Annotated in this window: 3 protein-coding genes; all 3 read left to right on the forward strand. The window is 37.3% G+C overall.

Annotated elements, in window-relative coordinates:
• The first annotated feature begins 132 nt into the window (after positions 1–132).
• The 3 genes from LNQ34_RS13965 (at position 133) to LNQ34_RS13975 (ending at position 21,049) form a co-directional block, all read left to right on the forward strand.
• The gene (locus tag LNQ34_RS13965; protein WP_230000173.1) at positions 133–11,202 is read left to right on the forward strand and encodes a non-ribosomal peptide synthetase; all 11,070 of its coding nucleotides are present in this window, start codon (positions 133–135) and stop codon (positions 11,200–11,202) included.
• Positions 11,203–11,411: 209 nt separating this feature from the next.
• Positions 11,412–17,981 carry a non-ribosomal peptide synthetase gene (locus tag LNQ34_RS13970; protein WP_230000174.1) on the forward strand — a complete coding sequence of 2,190 codons (6,570 nt, stop codon included), beginning with the start codon at positions 11,412–11,414 and terminating at the stop codon, positions 17,979–17,981.
• 20 nt (positions 17,982–18,001) lie between these two features.
• Entirely contained in the window at positions 18,002–21,049 is a 3,048-nt protein-coding gene (locus LNQ34_RS13975) for a type I polyketide synthase (protein ID WP_230000175.1), read from the forward strand.
• Positions 21,050–21,090: the final 41 nt, after the last annotated feature.

A 21,090-nucleotide genomic window follows, 5' to 3' on the forward strand; every position in this document is an offset into this window, starting at 1 on the left:
TAGTTTTTACTACCTGGTAAAAACATCACAGCACATTGTCTTTTAGAACAATGTGTTTGGTGTTATACATAGGTTATTTTAAATATATCAGTTATTAATTCAAAAATAAAGCATTTAGAAAACACTATTACGATGAAAGATATCAAATCAATAATTACCGGCTTATTCAATAAAGAAGTGCAAATTTTTCTTGATGATTCAAAAGAAAATTTAAGAGTAACAGGAAATACAGCAGCTCTTACTGCAGAGGATAAAAACGATATTTCAACCAATAAAGATCGTCTTATTGCCTTACTTAAAAGCAGTAAAAACAGTTCGAAGTTTAACTTTGAAGTAATTTCTTCTATCCCTGTATCAGAAAGTTATGAGCTATCCGCAGGACAGCGCCGTCTTTGGACTTTAAGTCAGTTTGAAGGTGGGTCAGCTGTATACAACATGCCTATGCATACAACTCTGAAAGGGAGTTATGATATCGATTGTTTTCAAAAAGCAATAACAGCTACTATAGATCGTCATGAGATCTTACGTACGATTTTCAAGATGGAGGAGAATGGTGAGGTTAGACAATATGTACAGCCAACAGTGGCGGTAAATTTTGAGTTATCTTATGTTGATTTCAGAAATACTGTTGATACTCCAGCCAGTGTATCCCGCTACATCAGGGAAGATTCATCTGTAGCCTTTGATTTAGAAAAAGGCCCTTTATTTCGCGTAAGTTTGTTACAGACAGATGAAGAGACTTATGTTTTTTATTACAACATGCATCATATTATTGGTGATGGCTGGTCTATGAATGTATTAGCAAAAGATGTTTTTGCATTTTATGATTCTTTTGTAAATAATACTGCTCCGGCTCTTGCACCTCTTGCCATTCAATATAAAGATTATGCAAACTGGCAAGCGGTACAATTAGAGACTGAAAAGGCAGGCATTGATAAAGCATACTGGTTAGAGCGTCTTTCCGGAGATTTACCAGTTTTAGATCTTCCTTCAGAGGGAATGAGACCTGCTGTTAAAACCCATAACGGGCACCACCTTAAATCGTTTATTTCTAAAGAAAATACGGAAGACATCAAACGTTTTACAGAAGAGAAAAGAGGAAGTATCTTTATTAGCCTGCTGGCAACTTTGAATGTTCTTTTGCATAAATATACATCCAATACAAATATTATTATAGGAAGTCCGGTTGCAGGACGTGATCACGCTGATTTAACAGATCAGATAGGGTTTTATGTCAATACCTTAGCCTTGCATAATGTTGTAAATCCGCAAGAGAGTTTTGCAGCATTTTACAATCAGATAAAAGAAGATACTTTAACATCATTTGAGCATCAGATGTATCCTTTTGATCGTTTGATAGAAGATTTGAATAGTAAGCGTGATATCAGCCGCAATGCGATTTTTGATGCGATGCTAACCGTTCAAAATTCAGAAGCATCTTTAGCTGATGGAGTAATTTCAATTGATGATTTTGATACAATAAGAGACCTCGGAGCTACGATGGCTAAGTTTGATCTACAATTTACTTTTACCGAAGCAGCCGACCATATTTCTTTTGACATTATCTATAATTCTGATGTATATGAAACAGAGATGATAAAAAGATTGATGACGCATTATAAGCAATTGCTAAATGTGGTATTTACAAATCCTAATGAAGAGATAAAGAAAATACAATATTTAACACAGGAAGAGCAGCATCAACTGTTGTATGATTTTAATGCAACCAACGTTTTGTATCCCGGTGATAAAACGGTTGTGCAGCTGTTCCAGGAGCAAGTAGCGCAACGAGCGAATGCAACAGCAGTGGTATTTGAAGACCAAAAGCTTACTTATCAGGAGTTAGATGTGTTGTCCAATCAGTTTGCTCATTTTCTACAATCAGAGTACCATATTCAAGCTGCCGATATGGTAGGTTTAGAACTGGATCGCAATGAGTGGTTTTTGGTGTCCATGTTTGGAATTCTTAAACTTGGAGCCGTATATGTTCCAATAAATCCGGAATTTGCTTCGGAGAAAATTTCGTTTATTAAAGAAGATGCAAACTGTAAAGTAAGTATAAATGATAGCATTTTACAGACTTTCAGACAAACAGCCAATCGATATGAAACCAGTTATGAAGTAGAGAATTTACAACCGGATTCGGCTGTATATGTGATGTATACGTCAGGTTCTACGGGAGTTCCAAAAGGAGTTGTAATTGAACAGAAATCAATTGTCAGATTAGTAAAAAATACAAATTATATTGACATAAGTGAAAATGACAGAATCTTAGGACTGTCGAACTTTTCATTTGACGGAGCGACTTTTGATATCTATATGCCTCTTTTAAACGGAGGGACTCTTGTAATCGCGGCAAAGGATATCTTTTTAGATTTGGATAAGTTTGATGCTCTGATAGAATCGGAAAAAATTGATAGTTTCTTTTTAACGACAGCGTTTTTTAATACCCTGGTCGATTCTAAATTGAATTCATTAAAAAAGTTAAAATGCATATTATTTGGGGGTGAGCAGGTTTCTGTAAAACACGTAGCGAAGTTTAAAGAACTGTATCCGAAAGTGAATCTTCATCATGTATACGGGCCAACAGAAAATACTACTTTTTCGACCTATCACGAAATTAAAGAGGTGAGAAAAAATCAGCGAACTATTCCTATAGGAGCTCCAATAGCAAATAGTACGGCTTATATCTTAGACAGTCATAATGCATTAGTACCTATTGGCGTTTCGGGAGAGATTTGTGTGGGAGGCGATGGATTGGCGAAAGAGTATTTAAATCAGGGTGTACTAACAGAAGAGAAATTTATCGCACATCCGTTTATTCCTGGAAAACTGATTTACAAAACAGGAGATATTGGAAAATGGCTGCCAGACGGAAATATTGAATTTATCGGCCGAAAAGACAATCAGGTAAAAATACGAGGCCATAGAATCGAATTGGGTGAGGTAGAAAATGCGCTGTTAAAACAATCAGAAATAGAGGATGCCTTAGTTTTAGCACTTGAAAACAAAAACGGAGAAAAAGAAATAGTAGCTTACGTGGTTACCTCAGAAAACTATAATGTTGTGACATTAAGGAAGGCATTAAAAGAAATTATTTCTGATTATATGATTCCGTCTTATTTTATTCAACTGGAAAGTTTTCCTTTAAATTCGAATGGTAAAGTCGATAAAAAAGCATTACCTGCAGTAAACAGCAGTGATTTTGTTCAGCAGGAATATGTAGCACCTGTTACCAAAGTAGAAGAACTTTTAGTTGAAATCTGGCAGGATTTATTAAAAATCGAGCGAGTAGGAGTGACAGATGTTTTCTTTGAATTAGGAGGACATTCTTTGTTAGCTGTCCGTTTGTTGTCGGCTATTAAAAATGCGCTGAATGTTTCGGTGACTGTAAGTGACATATTCAATAATTCAACTATTTCGGCTTTAGCCTCTTTTATAGAAAGTAAGGACAATACAGCCGCACTTCCCTTGGTAACCAAACAAGAGTTACCTGCAGATATTCCGTTGTCATATGCTCAGGAGCGTTTATGGTTTATTGATAAATTAAAAGGGAGCGAGCATTATCATATGCCGGTCTTGCTAAACTTAAAAGGAGATCTTAAAATAGACTTTCTTTCTCAGGCACTAAAAACAATTGTAGAACGTCACGAGACGTTGCGTACCTTTTTTGTAGAAAAAGAAGGTGTGGCATATCAGGCTGTACAATCCTCAGATCGTTGGGAATTGAATATTGTTTCAGGAATTTTAGATTCTAAGAAATTTATTGCCGAAGAAATCAACCAACCATTTGATTTATCAAAAGATTATATGCTGCGTGCTACAATTATTAAAGTATCAGATGAAGAACATATTTTAGTATTGGTACGTCATCATATTGCAACCGATGGCTGGTCTGAATCCCTTATTGTTAAGGAATTTAAAGAGCTTTATGCTTCGTATGCGTCAGGAAGAGAAGCCGATTTACCGGCGCTTAGTTTTCAATATACAGATTATTCGGTTTGGCAGCGTTCTGAGTTGTCTGGCGATGTTTTAGCAAAGAAATTAGATTATTGGGAGGCAAAACTAGGAGACGTAGCTCCTTCAGCACTGCCTACTGATTATCTTAGACCTGCTGTTCAAAGCAACCGTGGAGATTTCATCGGTTTAAAATTAGACAGCGACCGCAGCGAGGCACTACGCACTTATGCAAAAGAGCAGGGAGTAACTTTATTCATGTTGCTATCGAGTATTTACAAAGTATTGTTATATCGTTACAGCGGACAGTCAGATATCTGTATCGGAACTACCGTTGCCAATCGTCCGCAGCAGGAATTAGAATCTATGATTGGATTCTTCGTGAATACTTTGGCTCTTCGAAGCGATTTATCCGGAAACCCATCGTTCAATGAGTTGCTGAAATCGGTAAAACAAACCACTTTAGAAGCTTACGATCATATCGCTGTTCCGTTCGAAAAAGTAGTAGATCGTGTAGAAAAAACAAGAGATAAAAGCAGAAGTTCTTTATTTCAGGTATTGTTCGTTTTAAACAACAATCCGGGAGCAAAAGTAGCAGAATTCAGTGATATTACCATTGAACCGATGGCAATGAACTATGATATAGCGAAGTATGATCTAACGATTTTTGCTGAAGACGGACCTGAAGGAATCTCTTTTTCATTCAACTATTGCACTGATCTTTTCAGCTCTTCTACGGTATCAGGATTAAGATCACATTACGAGAACTTATTAACAGCTGTCTTAGAAAACGGAACCTCATCAATAGGTGATTTGACGATGTTAAACACAGAAGAAGAGCGGGCATTGGTAGTAGACTGTAATACCCCTGATTATTTATTATCAGGAGAAGGAACTGTATTGTCTCTTTTTGAAGCACAGGCAGCTAAAACTCCGGATGCTATTGCATTTGTTTATAATGATAGCCGTATGACGTATAAAGAGCTGGATGAAGCCGCTACGAAATTAGCGTATTACTATCAGCAGACTTACGATCTGAAAGAAAATGATTTGATGGGGATCATGATGGATACTTCGAACTGGTCTTTACTGGGAATCTTATCCATTTTAAAATCGGGAGCAGGTTATGTTCCAATTGATCTTTCTTTACCAAAAGAGCGTCAATTGTACATGGTACAGGAAGCCAATATAAAAGGTTTATTGATAGAATCCAGCAGTTTATTTGACGTAATTGACTTCTCAGTTCCGGTATTTTCTATTGATATTCAGTATGCCGATATCCAGGCACTTCCGCAGGATGTTACTTTTACATCATTGGCAACAGAGGATACTACAGCTTATGTCGTGTACACGTCAGGAACCACTGGTCAGCCAAAAGGAGTTCAGGTGAGTCATAAGAATTTGGTAGATTATTACGAAGGATTGGAAGCTAAGATTTCGATCAGTGCCAACAAAAGTTTCGGATTAATGTCTTCACTTTCTGCCGATTTAGGAAATACTGTATTGTACGGTTCTTTGTTAAGCGGAGGATGTCTGCACTTATTCAATAAAGAAACTTTAATGGATGGAGTGAAGCTACAAGCATATTTTAAGGCCAACTCAATAGACTGTATCAAAATAGTGCCAAGTCACTGGCAGGCTTTACGCATCGATACCGATTTGTTGCTGCCGGCACGTACGATTATATTTGGAGGAGATGTACTTCCGGTATCCCATGTAAAAGAGATCGCAGCACAAGATCCAAATGTAACCATCGTGAACCACTACGGTCCTACCGAGAGTACGATTGGAAAATTAGTGCACAAAGTAGATCCTGCTTTTGATTATGTAACCATTCCGGTTGGTAAATTATTCTCAGACAGTGAAGCTTATATTGTCAGCAGCGATATGTCGTTATGTCCAATTGGAGTTTCGGGAGAGTTATTATTAGGAGGAGCAGGAATTTCAAAAGGATATTTGAATCGCGAAGATTTAACTCAGGAAAAATTTATCGCCAATCCATTTACAGCAGGTAAGAGCGCAGTTTTATACCGAACAGGAGACTTAGTTCGCAGAAATTCTTTAGGCGAGATTGAATTTTTAGGACGAGTAGACGATCAGGTTAAAATTCGAGGATACCGTGTCGAATTAAAAGAAATCAGTCGTGTGATTCAGGGGTATTCCGGAATTGTTCAGAGTGAGGTTCTGTTTAAAGAAGACGGTACAGGAACTAAACGTTTGGTGAGTTATCTGGTTGCCGAAGAAGGATTTTCAGAGTCTGATTTGAAATCGTATCTTTTAGGATTGGTTCCGGATTATATGGTTCCTCAGGTGTTTGTGGTTTTAGATCAGATGCCATTAACTTCAAACGGAAAGATCGACAGAAAAGCATTACCGGATCCTACTGTTACAGAAGGACGTGTGTATGTGGCACCAGAGACAAAAACAGAGGAAGAATTGGTTGTTATTTGGCAAGATCTGCTAAATGTAGAACAGGTTGGGGTTACGGATGATTTCTTTGAATTGGGAGGTCATTCTTTACTGGCTGTTCGTTTATTATCAGCTATTAAAACGACACTTAATGTGGCAATTAATATCACTGATATATTCGACCATACTAATATTGCAGCTTTAGCAGCTTTTATAGAAAGTCAGGACAATACCGTTGTACTCCCTTTGGTAACCAAACAAGACTTACCTGCCGATATTCCATTGTCATATGCTCAGGAGCGTTTATGGTTTATTGATAAATTAAAAGGAAGTGAGCATTACCATGTACCAGTATTATTAAACCTTAAAGGAGATCTTAATATAGACTTTCTTTCACAGGCACTAAAAACAATTGTAGAACGCCATGAGGCATTGCGAACAGTGTTTGTAGAGAAAGAAGGTGTTGCTTATCAGGAACTGCAGTCTTCTGATCGTTGGGAGATGAGTGTTTTAACTTCTGTAACGGATTACAAATCATTCCTGGCAAATGAAGTAAACAAATCATTTGATTTATCAAAAGATTATATGCTTCGTGCTACAGTAATAAAAGTATCAGATGCAGAACATATTTTAGTACTGGTGCGTCATCATATTGCTACCGATGGATGGTCTTCTTCTGTTATTGTTAATGAGTTTAAAGAACTTTATGCTTCGTATGCGTCAGGAAGAGAAGCCGATTTACCGGTGCTTAGTTTTCAATATACAGATTATTCGGTTTGGCAGCGTTCTCAGGTATCCGGCGCTTATTTAGCAGAGAAACTAGAGTATTGGGAGTCAAAATTAGGTGGCGTAGCTCCTTCAGCACTACCTACTGATTATCTAAGACCTGCCGTTCCAAGCGGCCACGGTGACTTTGTTAGTTTTAGGCTAGACAGCCAGCGTAGTGAAGCTTTAAAGGCTTATGCAAAAGAAGAAGGAGTAACCCTATTTATGTTATTGCTAAGCATTTATAAAGTATTGTTATATCGTTACAGCGGACAGTCAGATATCTGTATCGGAACTACCGTTGCCAATCGTCCGCAGCAGGAATTAGAATCTATGATCGGGTTCTTCGTGAATACTTTGGCCCTTCGAAGCGATTTATCCGGAAACCCATCGTTTAATGAGGTGCTGAAATCGGTAAAACAAACCACTTTAGAAGCTTATGATCATATCGCCGTTCCGTTCGAAAAAGTAGTAGATCGTGTGGAGAAGGCAAGAGATAAGAGCCGAAATTCTATCTTCCAGGTATTGTTTGTTTTAAACAACAATCCGGATGCTAAGGTGGCCGATTTTAGTGACATTACTATTGAACCGATGGCAGTGGACTATAATATTTCGAAATTTGATTTAACCATTTTTGCTGAAGACGGCCCTGAGGGAATCTTATTTTCATTCAACTATTCTACAGATCTTTTTAGCTCTTCTACGATATCAGGATTAAGATCACATTACGAGAACTTATTAACAGCTGTCTTAGAAAACGGAACCTCATCAATAGGTGATTTGACGATGTTAAGCACAGAAGAAGAGCAGGCATTGGTAGTAGACTGTAATACCCCTGATTATTTATTATCAGGAGAAGGAACTGTATTGTCTCTTTTTGAGGCACAGGCAGCTAAAACCCCTGATGCTATTGCATTTGTTTATAATGATAGCCGTATGACGTATAAAGAGCTGGATGAAGCCGCTACGAAATTAGCGTATTACTATCAGCAGACTTATGATCTGAAAGAAAATGATTTGATGGGGATCATGATGGATACTTCAAACTGGTCTTTACTTGGAATCTTATCCATTTTAAAATCAGGAGCGGGTTATGTTCCAATTGATCTTTCTTTACCAAAAGAGCGTCAATTGTACATGGTACAGGAAGCCAATATAAAAGGTTTATTGATAGAATCCAGCAGTTTATTTGATGTAATTGACTTCTCAGTTCCGGTATTTTCTATTGATATTCAGTATGCCGATATCCAGGCACTTCCGCAGGATGTTACTTTTACATCATTGGCAACAGAGGATACTACAGCTTATGTCGTGTACACGTCAGGAACTACAGGTCAGCCAAAAGGAGTTCAGGTGAGTCATAAGAATTTGGTAGATTATTACGAAGGATTGGAAGCTAAGATTTCGATCAGTGCCAACAAAAGTTTCGGATTAATGTCTTCACTTTCTGCCGATTTAGGAAATACTGTATTGTACGGTTCTTTGTTAAGCGGAGGATGTCTGCACTTATTCAATAAAGAAACTTTAATGGATGGAGTGAAGCTACAAGCATATTTTAAGGCTAACTCAATTGATTGTATCAAAATAGTACCAAGTCACTGGCAGGCTTTACGCATCGATACCGATTTGTTGCTGCCGGCACGTACGATCATATTTGGAGGAGATGTACTTCCGGTATCCCATGTAAAAGAGATCGCAGCACAAGATCCAAATGTAACCATCGTGAACCACTACGGACCTACGGAGAGTACGATTGGAAAATTAGTGCACAAAGTAGATCCTGCTTTTGATTATGTAACTATTCCGATTGGGAAATTGTTCTCAGACAGTGAAGCTTATATTGTCAGCAGCGATATGTCGTTATGTCCAATTGGAGTTTCGGGAGAATTATTATTAGGAGGAGCAGGAATTTCAAAAGGATATTTGAATCGCGAAGATTTAACTCAGGAAAAATTTATCGCCAATCCATTTACAGCAGGTAAGAGCGCAGTTTTATACCGAACAGGAGACTTAGTTCGCAGAAATTCTTTAGGCGAGATTGAATTTTTAGGACGAGTAGACGATCAGGTTAAAATTCGTGGATATCGTGTCGAATTAAAAGAAATCAGTCGTGTGATTCAGGGGTATTCCGGAATTGTTCAGAGTGAGGTTCTGTTTAAAGAAGACGGTACAGGAACTAAACGTCTGGTGAGTTATCTGGTTGCCGAAGAAGGATTTTCAGAGTCTGATTTGAAATCGTATCTTTTAGGATTGGTTCCGGATTATATGGTTCCTCAGGTGTTTGTGGTTTTAGATCAGATGCCATTAACTTCAAACGGAAAGATCGACAGAAAAGCATTACCGGATCCTACTGTTACAGAAGGGCGTGTATATGTAGCACCTGAAACCGAAACCGAAAAAGATTTGACTGCGATCTGGCAGGATTTACTCAAAGTAGAGCAAGTTGGTGTTACCGATAATTTCTTCGAACTGGGCGGTGATTCTATTATTGTCATTCAGGTAGTCAGCAGAGCAAAGAAAAAAGGATATGAAATTCAGGTGCAAGACTTGTTTGATTACCAAACCATAGCAGATTTGGCTGTGGCTGTAGAGCAAAACAGTCAAAGTCAGAGCACAGCTGAACAAGGACTTTTAGAGGGTGAAGTGCCTTTGTCGCCAAGTCAACAGTGGTTTTTTGAGCAACACCAGGAAGCACTTTCACATTTCAATCAGGCCTTCCTTTTAAGTATAAGCAAAGAGGTGACCAAAGAAAAATTAGAACAAATCGTAAATCTAATTGCCAAACGTCATGATTCGCTTCGCTTTAGATATACCAAACAAAAAGAGGAATGGAAGCAGTTTTATGGGGAATTTACAAATGTCTTCCAAACTGAAACTTTTGAGGAAAGTAAAAACACTAGCGAAGCCATTACCGCAATTTGTGTAAAACATCAGGAATCTCTGGATATTGAAAAAGGAGATATCGTACGATTTGTTTTGATTGAAACACCGGAGGCTGAGGTTAGCAACAGATTCTTTATGGTAGCTCATCACCTTGCTGTAGATAGGGGTTCATGGAGGTTTATCATTGATAATTTCGAAACCTTATTAAAAGAAGAAACGATAAATGAAACGCTTTATTTGGCCAATAAAAACAATTCGTTCAGAGATTGGGTACATAAATTGAAAGATTTCGCAGAGACAGAAGAAATAGAATCGCAGTTATCATATTGGCAGCAAGTTAATAATAATTACACGCCGATTCCAACCGACTTTTCGACGAATAAACCAACACGAGCGACCAAGAAAACGCATGATGTAATACTGAATCAGGAATATACAGGCAGTTTATTGAAAGAAGTTAATGAGGCGTACAATACTGAGATTAACGATTTAATGTTAAGTGCTTTACAAATGACTTTTGAAGAGGTATTCCAGATACAGCGACTGGCGTTGGGATTTGAAGAGTACGGAAGAGAAAATCTATTTTCGAACATTGATCTTTCGGGAACTACAGGTTGGTTTACCAATAAATACCCTGTGATTTTGTCCCGAGATGGAGTGACAACAGAAGGCGATACGATCAAATCGGTAAAAGAAATATTGCGTAAAATTCCAACAAAAGGAATGGGGTATGGGTGTTTGCGTTATTTGCACTCTTCTGAGGAAACACGCAATTCGTTAAAAGACTGCCGATGGGATGTTGTATTTAATTATCTGGGGCAGATCGATAATGCAATCAACCCAAAAGGAATCTTCACAGCGGCCTCAGAATATTCCGGAGCCGACATCAGTCCTGCTGCAATACTAGAAGAAAAGTTTATCATAAAAGCAATTATTGTTAACAATGAGCTTAAAATTGCCTGGGACTATTCTACAGAGCATTATCGTCCTGAAACAGTCAAAAAACTGGCAGATCAATTTATAGTCAATTTAATTCAGTTAATCAAACACTGTATCCATAAAGAAGGCAGGGAAGTAACACCATCCGATTTTGGGTTAAGTGACGTATTGGATTTTAAAGAATTGGACGAGTTGTTTGAAACAGAATTGCATGAAAATGCTGAAAATGAAGTAGTCTTGAGATTTTAAAACCGATCTGGCCTTAGAATCCCTGTTGTTAATTTTATAGCACTGTATCAGTTTGATAAATTGTAAAAAACTCCTGATACAGTTCTATAACTTTCAAATACTTACACACAAACAAGTATTACGGTATCTAATTTATAACCAAAGCAAAAAAGTACATCATCAATTGGAGGGAGTGAATTCACCACCGCCGGAAAAGATATTTTAAAATTATGGAAAAGTTTATTCAAGAATTAAAAGAACTCGATTTATACCTTAAAATCAATGGTAAAGATCTGCTGCTTGTAGGCAAAGAGGGCAACTTAACGGCTTCTGACCTGGAAAAAGTGAATCGTCATGGTAACATCATTTCTTTTATAAAAGACAATAAAAAAGAGCTGTTCGACTTTTTAAATAAAAACAGTTTTAAACTTCAAAGAGAGAACGTAGCTTCAATTTATGAACTCTGTCCTGCACAGGAAGGAATTCTTTTTCATAGTTTATACTTATCTAGTATGGGTGAGGAAGATTATGCGACCAATCTGACCCAAAATTCAATGGAATTCACCTCAGAAATTAATGTAGAAATCTTTAAAAAAGCCTGGCAAAACGTCATTGAAAATCACACTACACTTAGAACAGGTTTTATTACCGATGCAGTAAAAATACCTGTCCAGTTTGTAAACAAAAAAGTAGAAGTCCCTTTTCTGTTTTTTGATTACAGCCAATTTTCTCAGGAAGAGGCAAATGAAAAATTTGAGGCATATCGTATCAATGACGCTAAAGATGGATTTTCTTTTACAAACCCTCCTTTGATGCGCATTACTTTGATAAAATTTAATGAAGCCCGATATACAATGATCTGGACAAGGCATCATATTTTATTAGACGGCTGGTCCACTCAAATTTTACTTAAAGAACTTTTAACGTTTTATACTCAAATTGTAAAAGGTATAGAGCCTGTAGTCCAAAAGGAAGATCTTTTTGAAGATCACATAAAATACCTTAAATCGATTGATTCTTATAAAGAAAGAGCTTTTTGGAAAGAGTATTTTAACGGGTTTGAACAGTCCTCCCTAATGCCTTTTACTTCGGAATTGTTGGAAAGAAATAAAGGAAAAGGAGCGTACAGTAGAGAAAAACTTGTTTTAGATAAAGAGTACACTCAAAAAGTAGTTGCGCTTTCAAAATCATTTCAGGTAACCACCAATACACTAATGCAGGGGGTTTGGGCAATCGTTTTGTCAAAATACACCAATCTGCAAGACATTATTTTTGGCGTAACAGTTTCAGGGCGTCCGGCTGATTTGGACTATGATAATAAGTTGGGGCTTTTTATCAACACGCTTCCGTTGCGTTGTAAACTGGAAAACGATGAAAATATTGGCGATTTTTTTCGAAGAATACAGCAGGAAAACGCAGCGATAAGAAATTTTCAGCATACAGCCATCAACACCATTAAAGAACTCAATTCGATCAAAGAAGAACTATTCGATTCATTATGGGTCTTTAACAATTTCCCGGTTACCGAACAATCAGACGCTGAAAGTAAAGAGTTAAGCGTTGAGGATCAGAGTTCTAATGGTAATACAAATTATTTAATAACTATTCACCTTGTTTTAAAAGAGACACTTGGCATGTTCTTTTCCTACAATAGTGATTTGATAGAGGAACAGTACATAAAAATGATGTGCACCCACATCAAAACTTTATTAGATCAGCTGTTGGAAGGAAAAAGCACCATTTCATCTCTAAATATTCTTTCGGCAAAGGAGCAGACGATATTATTAAACGACTTTAACGATACGGCTGTAGAATATCCTAGAGACGTGACATTGGTAGATGTTTTTGAAAAACAAGTTGCAAAAACTCCAAATGCAACCGCTTTAGTTTTTGAGGGACAAAAAATGACGTATTCAGAGCTCAATTTCAAGGCTAATCAATTAGCCAATTATTTAATCGAAAAAGGGGTGCAGCCTGACACCTTGGTGGGCATTTGTATCGATCGATCTTTTGAAATGTTAATCGGAATACTAGGAATTTTAAAATCAGGAGGAGCTTATGTGCCAATAGATCCCGAATATCCGGAAAGTCGTGTTGATTATATTCTGGAAGATACTCATACACCTTTAGTGCTGGTTGGAAATTCTACTGAAGCATTAATCGAGCAGTTCAAAGGTAAATCAGTTGTAAATCTGGAGCAATGGGACTCCTTATTTGCAGGCTATTCCGGAGAAAATACAGCGACCAAACTGACGCCGTCAAATTTAGCTTATGTTATCTACACTTCAGGCTCCACCGGACAGCCTAAAGGGGTTATGAACGAACATTTGGGAGTGGTAAACAGATTGTTCTGGGCAAGAGATTATTATAAGCTGAACGAGAATGATGTTTTAATACAAAAAACTACTTTCAGTTTTGATGTTTCCGTTTGGGAATTGTTGCTGCCTTTGCAAGTAGGATGTCAGTTAATAATTGCAAAACCGGGAGGACACAAAGACAGCGATTATTTAATTCAGTTAATCAAAGAATATCATGTAAGCATGATACATTTCGTTCCGTCTATGTTAAGCATGTTTTTGCTTGATATAGACGCGGAAGCCGCTATCGATTTAAAAAATGTAGTTTGCAGTGGAGAGGCATTAAAAACCAGCCAGGTAATAGAATTTCAAAAGAAACTGCCTACTACGTGTTTAAGTAATTTATACGGTCCAACTGAGGCCGCAATTGATGTGACGAGCTGGATAGCCCCGTCAGGATTTAAAAACAATGATAATGTAGTAATCGGAAAACCTGTAGCAAACACGCAAATCATTATTGTAGATCAGGAGATGAAATTAGTTCCTGTAGGCGTAATAGGGGAATTGTGCATTGGCGGAGTTCAGGTAGCAAGAGGTTATTTGAATCGTCCTGACCTTAACGAAGATAAATTTATCGCCAACCCATTCCATTCTGGAAGGTTGTATAAAACAGGAGATAAAGCAAGATGGCTGGCAGACGGAAGTATAGAATACATTGGACGATCGGACGCACAGGTTAAAATTAGAGGTTATCGAATAGAATTGGGAGAAATAGAACATCAGTTACAAGAAATAGAAGGTATAGTAAAAGCCGTCGTACTGGTTAATGAAACGGAAGCCGGTGACAAGCAGCTAATAGCCTATGTAGTATCTCAAAAAAAGCAGGAAGCAACAAGCATAAAAGAGTATTTGTACGATAAGCTTCCCGAATATATGGTACCAGCGCAAATACTTCAGATCGAAAAAATTCCAATAACAAATAATGGAAAACTAGACAAAAAAGCCTTAAAATTTTTAAATACCGAAGATGTTGTACCACAAGATATTTTTGTTGCACCAAAAAGTGAAACAGAAGAAAAAGTACAGAAAATTTGGAAAAAAGTATTGGAAATTGAAACAATCGGAGTACACGACAACTTCTTTAGAATTGGAGGACACAGCCTGCATTTGATGCGACTCGTTAACGAATTTAATAAAGTATTCAACATTAGGCTGGGCTTAAAACAATTGTATAAAAACCCGACCATAGAAACTCAAGCATTATTAATTGCATCATCACAATTTTCTGCTTTTACAAGTATTCCTAAAATTGCAGAACGCGAAGCATATCCGGTATCCGACGCTCAAAAAAGATTGTGGCTGTTAAGTCAGTTTCCGGAAGGTTCTGTGGCATACAATATGCCTGCACAGGTTACTTTGAAAGGAAAACATAATATAGATGACATCGAAAAAGCCATTAATTTGGTGATCGAGCGACACGAAATATTGCGTACCGTTTTTAAAGTTCATTCTAATGGAGAAGTTTTACAGCATATCTTAAGCCCGAAAGAGTTGGGATTCAAAGTAGATTTTCAAACCCTTAGTACAGTTGAAGCAACAGCTTATATAAAACAAGATTCTTTTAAAGTATATGATCTGGAGAAAGGCCCGTTGTTAAGAGTAAGTGTACTCCAGACGGAAGACGAAATATATGTTTTGTATTTTAATATGCATCATATTATCAGCGATGGATGGTCGATGAACGTTTTGAAAAAAGACTTTTTGTTCTATTATGAAAGTATCCGAAACAAGCGCAATGATACTTTGCCGGCTTTAAGAATTCAGTACAAAGATTATGCAAACTGGCAGTTAGAAGCTTTAGAGCGTACTACAGACCATGCAGACAAAATATTTTGGATGAATAAACTCCAGGGGGAGTTGCCTGTTTTGGATTTGCCTTCTTCAAAAGTCAGACCTAACAAAAAGAGCTATAACGGAACAAAGTTACTGGCACATCTGGGAGAAAAAGAAGTAAAGCAGATTAAAGCTTATACACAAACGAATGGCGGTAGTTTGTTTACCTTTTTACTGACGACCTGGAATATTATGTTGTACAATTATACCGCAACCGGGGATATTGTTATGGGAACTCCAATTGCAGGACGAAATCATTCCGATTTATCAGATCAGATAGGCTTTTTTGTAAATACTCTGGCATTGAGGAATCAGATACAGCCTGATTATAGTTTCGACCGATTTTATAAAGAAGTAACCGAGTCAACTCTTCTGGCATTCGAACATCAAAACTACCCTTTCGATCGTTTGGTTGAAGACCTGAAAGTTAAAAAGAACAGCAGCAGAAGCGTTGTATTTGATATCATGCTGATTTTGCAAAACGCACAGCAGTCGAGAGAAGATAGTACCAGCATCAATGCTTCTAATATAGATCGTATTTTGAATTTGGGGCAGACTATAACAAAATTTGACCTGGATATCAATTGTAAAGAATTTAACAGCTACCTGTCTTATGAAATCTCATTCAACAATGATGTTTACGACACAGAGATGATCTCTGATTTGATGGGGCATTACAAACAATTGGTAAAAAACATCTTAAAGTCTTCAAAATTGGCACTTGCTTCTATTTCTTATTTATCAGAAGAAGAAGAAACAGAATTGCTTTATACGTATAATGATACTAAAGCCGAGTATCCGTCTGGAGAAACCGTATTGGATTTATTCAACAGTCAGGTCCAAAGGAGACCGGAAGCCATTGCTGTAATTGCTAATAATGAGCGTTTGACTTATAAAGAGTTAGCCGAAAAATCAACGCAGTTTGCTTTACATCTGATGAGTTGCGGCGTAGAAAGAGACACCCTCGTACCGATTTGTATGGACAGGTCTGTAGAAGTAATCATTGGTTTATTAGGAATACTAAAAGCAGGTGGAGCTTACGTTCCTATCGATCCTAACTACCCTAAAAAACGAATCGATTTTATTATAGAAGACACCAACGCAAAAATAATAGTTACGAAAAAGAAATTCTCCTCATTATTCCATGCTTTTGAAACCGAAAAGAGTGTAATATACCTGGATGTTTTATTACCTGAAATTCAGGAGGTATCGACTGCTGATTTTGCGAATAAAATCAGTCCGGAACAATTGATTAATGTCATCTATACTTCCGGAACTACAGGTCAGCCAAAAGGAGTTATGATTGAGCACAAGTCCATTCTTAACCATGCCAGATGGAGTATCAAAAACTATAAATTTTCTGAGGGGGATAATGTCGCTAAGTACTTAAATTTTGCTTTCGATGCTTCGGCAGAAGAAATTTACCCGACACTTTTATCCGGAGCCACATTAAACTTTATTCCTGAAGATTGTTTGACCAATATTCCCCGCTTAAATGAATATTTGATCGACAACAATATGTCGGTACTGGTTCTTCCTTCCGTAATGTTACAGGAATTTACCAAATGCAAAAACACTACTCTAAGAATGCTGATCGTTGGAGGTGAAAAAATTGAAGATGCGAACAAAAATAATTTTGAGGTTTTCAATCATTATGGACCTACGGAAACTACCGTAACCTGTCTTAGTTATCAGCTCAAAAAGCAGAACAAAAATATTTTTGCTCCTATTGGAAATCCGATAGACAACGCCTCTGTCATCATTTTAGATACAAATGGCAAATTGGTTCCAAAAGGGATGATAGGGGAATTGCACATCGGAGGAGTCGGACTATCGAGAGGCTATTTAAACAACCCAATTTTAACCAATGAAAAATTCGTTACCAATCCTTACAACAGTAATGAAAAATTATACAAATCAGGAGATTTAGCAAGAAGATTGCCAGATGGTAAAATAGAGTTTATTGGCAGAAAGGATGAACAGGTAAAAATCAGAGGATACCGAATAGAACTGGGAGAGATAGAACACGCGATCTTAAATCTTGAAGAAATCGAAAACACAGTAGTTCAGATCAGAAAAAGTACTACTGGTGAGAACGATCTGATTGCTTTTATCGTGGCTACAAACAAACAAAAAACTTCTCAACTAAGAGCCTCTCTAAAAGCATATCTACCGGACTACATGATTCCGTCCTATTTTATTCAGGTCGATCAGTTTAAACTCACCTCTAACGGTAAGGTTGATAAGAAAGATTTAGAAACTTTCGACCTTTCTACAATTGTTGCAGGAGAAGAATATGTGGCGCCAAGAGATGAAAATGAGGAAAAAATAGCTCAGGTTTTAGCACAGCAATTGGGAAAAAATACAGAAAGTATTGGCGTATTCGATCAGTTCTTTGACATAGGGGCAACTTCTATACGCTTAATGACAATTGCAGGAGAATTAAGTGAAGTATTCGGAATAGAAATAACAGTCGTAACACTGTTTGAATATGCTAACATAGATCAGCTAAATGAATACATCAAAGCCCATCAAAACCCTGAAAAAACTTCAAAAGAAGAGGAAGAAGACCTGTCCGGCGTCTTAGATGAAATAATTGATTTAATGTAAATAGTAATACTCTTTTAATCATGAAAAATACTTCAATAAAAAAGGACATTGCCATCATAGGGATGTCCGGAAAATTTCCACAGTCGAAAAATATTGAGCAATTCTGGAAAAATTTGCAGGAAGGCCAGGAGATGATTCATTTCTATTCTGAATTGGAACTTAAAGAGTTAGGAATTAACAGCAAAGAAAAAGATCCAAACTTTGTCGGTGTCACCTCAAGAATCGATGATGCAGAATGTTTTGATTACCAGTTTTTTGGTTACACTAAAGATGAAGCCGAAATCATGGACCCGCAAACCAGACTGCTGCACGAACACATCTGGCTGGCCCTTGAGGATTCGGGCACCAAAACAACGCATTACGGTGGTAAAATTGGTTTGTACACTGCCGTAAATGATAACTTTAATTGGAGGTTACATGCTAAAGTATCCAATAACAATAAAGTAAATCCTTTTTACGCCAATCAGCTCTCCAACAGGAGTTTTGCCAATACTTTAATTTCTTATAAGCTTAATTTGAAGGGGCCAAGCCTTATTGTAGATACCGCCTGTTCAAGTTCTTTGGCGGCCGTGCATATGGCTTGTAGAAATTTATTATTAAAAGAATGTTCGATTGCCGTTACCGGAGGGGTGAAAATACTAACCCGAAAAGAAACAGGCTACAATTACGAAGAAGGAATGATCTATTCTAAGGATGGTCATTGCAGGGCATTTGATGAATCGTCATCGGGTATAGTCAACGGAGAAGGTATAGGTATTGTAGTGCTAAAAAGACTAGAAGATGCCTTAAGAGATCGTGACAATATTTATTCGGTAATTCGTGGAACAGCACTTAATAATGACGGTAACCGAAAAGTAGGCTATACGGCACCAAGTGTTCAGGGACAATACGAATGTATCAATCTGGCACACAGAATGGCTGATGTAACACCAGAATCGATAGGATATATTGAAACACACGGAACGGCTACGAAATTAGGAGATCCGATAGAGATAGAAGCCCTAAACAAAGCTTTTAATTATGATACTAATCATTCCTGTGCCATCGGATCTGTTAAAACCAATATTGGTCATTTGGATTCTGCTGCCGGAATTGCGGGTTTAATTAAAGCGACAATGGTAATCAATCAAAAAAGCATACCTGAATCGTTACATTTTAAAATTCCAAACCCACAGATCAATTTTAAAAAAGGCCCTTTTTACGTCAACACAAAACAAACAGCTTGGAACAATCATAGTCCATTGCGTGCAGGAGTAAGTGCTTTTGGTATAGGTGGGAACAATGTTCATGTCATATTAGAAGAAGCACCTGAAAGAGCGGCATCTGAAACCAATAATCCTTATTATCTACTGCGTTACTCTGCTAAATCACAGTGGTCACTGGATAAGTTTCAGGAAAATTTGAAAACCTTTTTAGCCACAAAAAAGGACACAAAACTAGCCGATTTAGCCTATACACTGCAAACCGGAAGAGACCAGTTTAAATACAATAGGTTTTTGGTATGCAAAAGCAAAGAAGAGGCCCTTAAAATACTAGAGAGCGAAGATCAGGACGGTTTATTTTCCGGAAAATTAAAGAATACTGGTAAAGTAGCATTTATGTGCTCGGGATCGGGGTCTCAATACTTAAATATGGGGAAAGACTTGTATCATGACAGTCCGTACTTCAAAGAATATATCGACAAAGGTTTTGCGTACTTAGAAAGAGAAACCGGAATCGATTATGGAGCCATCCTGTTCCCGAAAGAGCAGTCGGCACAACAAACGAACAATATAAATGATAACATACATACACAGCCTTTGGTTTTTGTTTTTGAGTATGCTGTAGCCAAAACCTTGATGCATTTAGGGATTAATCCCAATTATTTGATCGGACATAGTACAGGTGAGTACGTAGCGGCTTGTTTAAGTGGGATCTTTACTTTTGAAGCCGCCTTATCCTTATTGATTAAAAGAGGGGAACTGATGTCAGCAGCTCCTAAGGGAAGCATGCTAAGTGTAAGTTTGTCTAAAGAAAAAATAACTGCCTATCTAAACAGTGATGTAGGTCTTGCGGTAATCAATTCGCCCGAATCTTGTGTAGTGTCAGGAACCATTGAGGGTATTGATGCACTCAAAGCCATTTTGGAAGAAAAAGATATTGCTTGTTCAAGAATCCGAGTTTCACTTGCAGGACATTCTTTTTTGCTGGATTCTATTTTAAAAGAATTTGAAGAAGCATTCCGCAATATCACCCTGTCTGAACCAACAATTCCAGTATTGTCCAACTATACCGGAGAAATACTGACTAAAGAAGAAGCCACTTCGGTAACCTATTGGGTCAATCATTTAAGAAACACCGTTCAGTTTTCAAAAGGACTACAGCAATTGTTAACCATTAAGAATTTGGCATTTTTAGAAATTGGGCCAGGAAATGCACTAACAAGTGTATTTAAGCAGCACAGTAAAGAAAATATACACGACCATATAGCACTTAACATGCTGAGACATCCAAGTCAGGAAATAAATGATACTCAGTTTTTTCTACAGCAATTAGGAGAACTGTGGTTTCAGGGTATCGATATTAATTGGGAATCCTATTATGGCGATTATTTGCCCAATAAAATTTCGGCTCCTGCCTATGTTTTTCACCAAACCAAATTCCTGGCACGTGTTAATCCTCTTGACAATTTGAATGGTAACGCTTTCAATACCTTTGAATATGAAGTAGAGGATAATTTTAACGAAGACGAAGAAATGTACAAAGAAGATGCGGATAGGGAGTTAATGAATACCCCCTACAAGGAACCCTCAACTGATACAGAAAAACAATTAGTAGAAATTTGGCAGGACTTCTTCAGTATTAATAAAATTGGAATTCTGGATGACTTTTTTGCGCTGGGAGGTAACTCATTAAAAGGAGTCACCATGCTAAAACTGATTCAGAAAACATTCGAGATCGATATTAAAATTAAAGATTTTTATAAAAAATCAACCATAAAAGGGCTTGCGGCCGAAATCGATCTGGCCTTAAAGTTTGTGATCATTCAGGAAGAAGAGATCAGCAGTAAAATGGTAATTACGATCTAAAAAGAATAGATTTTTTTTCATTCTAAACACAAAACCACACC

Origin of the sequence: Flavobacterium lipolyticum (assembly GCF_020905335.1) — a bacterium.
Lineage (GTDB): Bacteria > Bacteroidota > Bacteroidia > Flavobacteriales > Flavobacteriaceae > Flavobacterium > Flavobacterium lipolyticum.

Bases quoted from the DNA above. Each gene is read 5' to 3' on its own strand.
- LNQ34_RS13975 (WP_230000175.1), top strand. From the start codon at position 18,002: ATGAAAAATACTTCAATAAAAAAGGACATTGCCATCATAGGGATGTCC.
- LNQ34_RS13970 (WP_230000174.1), top strand. From the start codon at position 11,412: ATGGAAAAGTTTATTCAAGAATTAAAAGAACTCGATTTATACCTTAAA.
- LNQ34_RS13965 (WP_230000173.1), top strand. From the start codon at position 133: ATGAAAGATATCAAATCAATAATTACCGGCTTATTCAATAAAGAAGTG.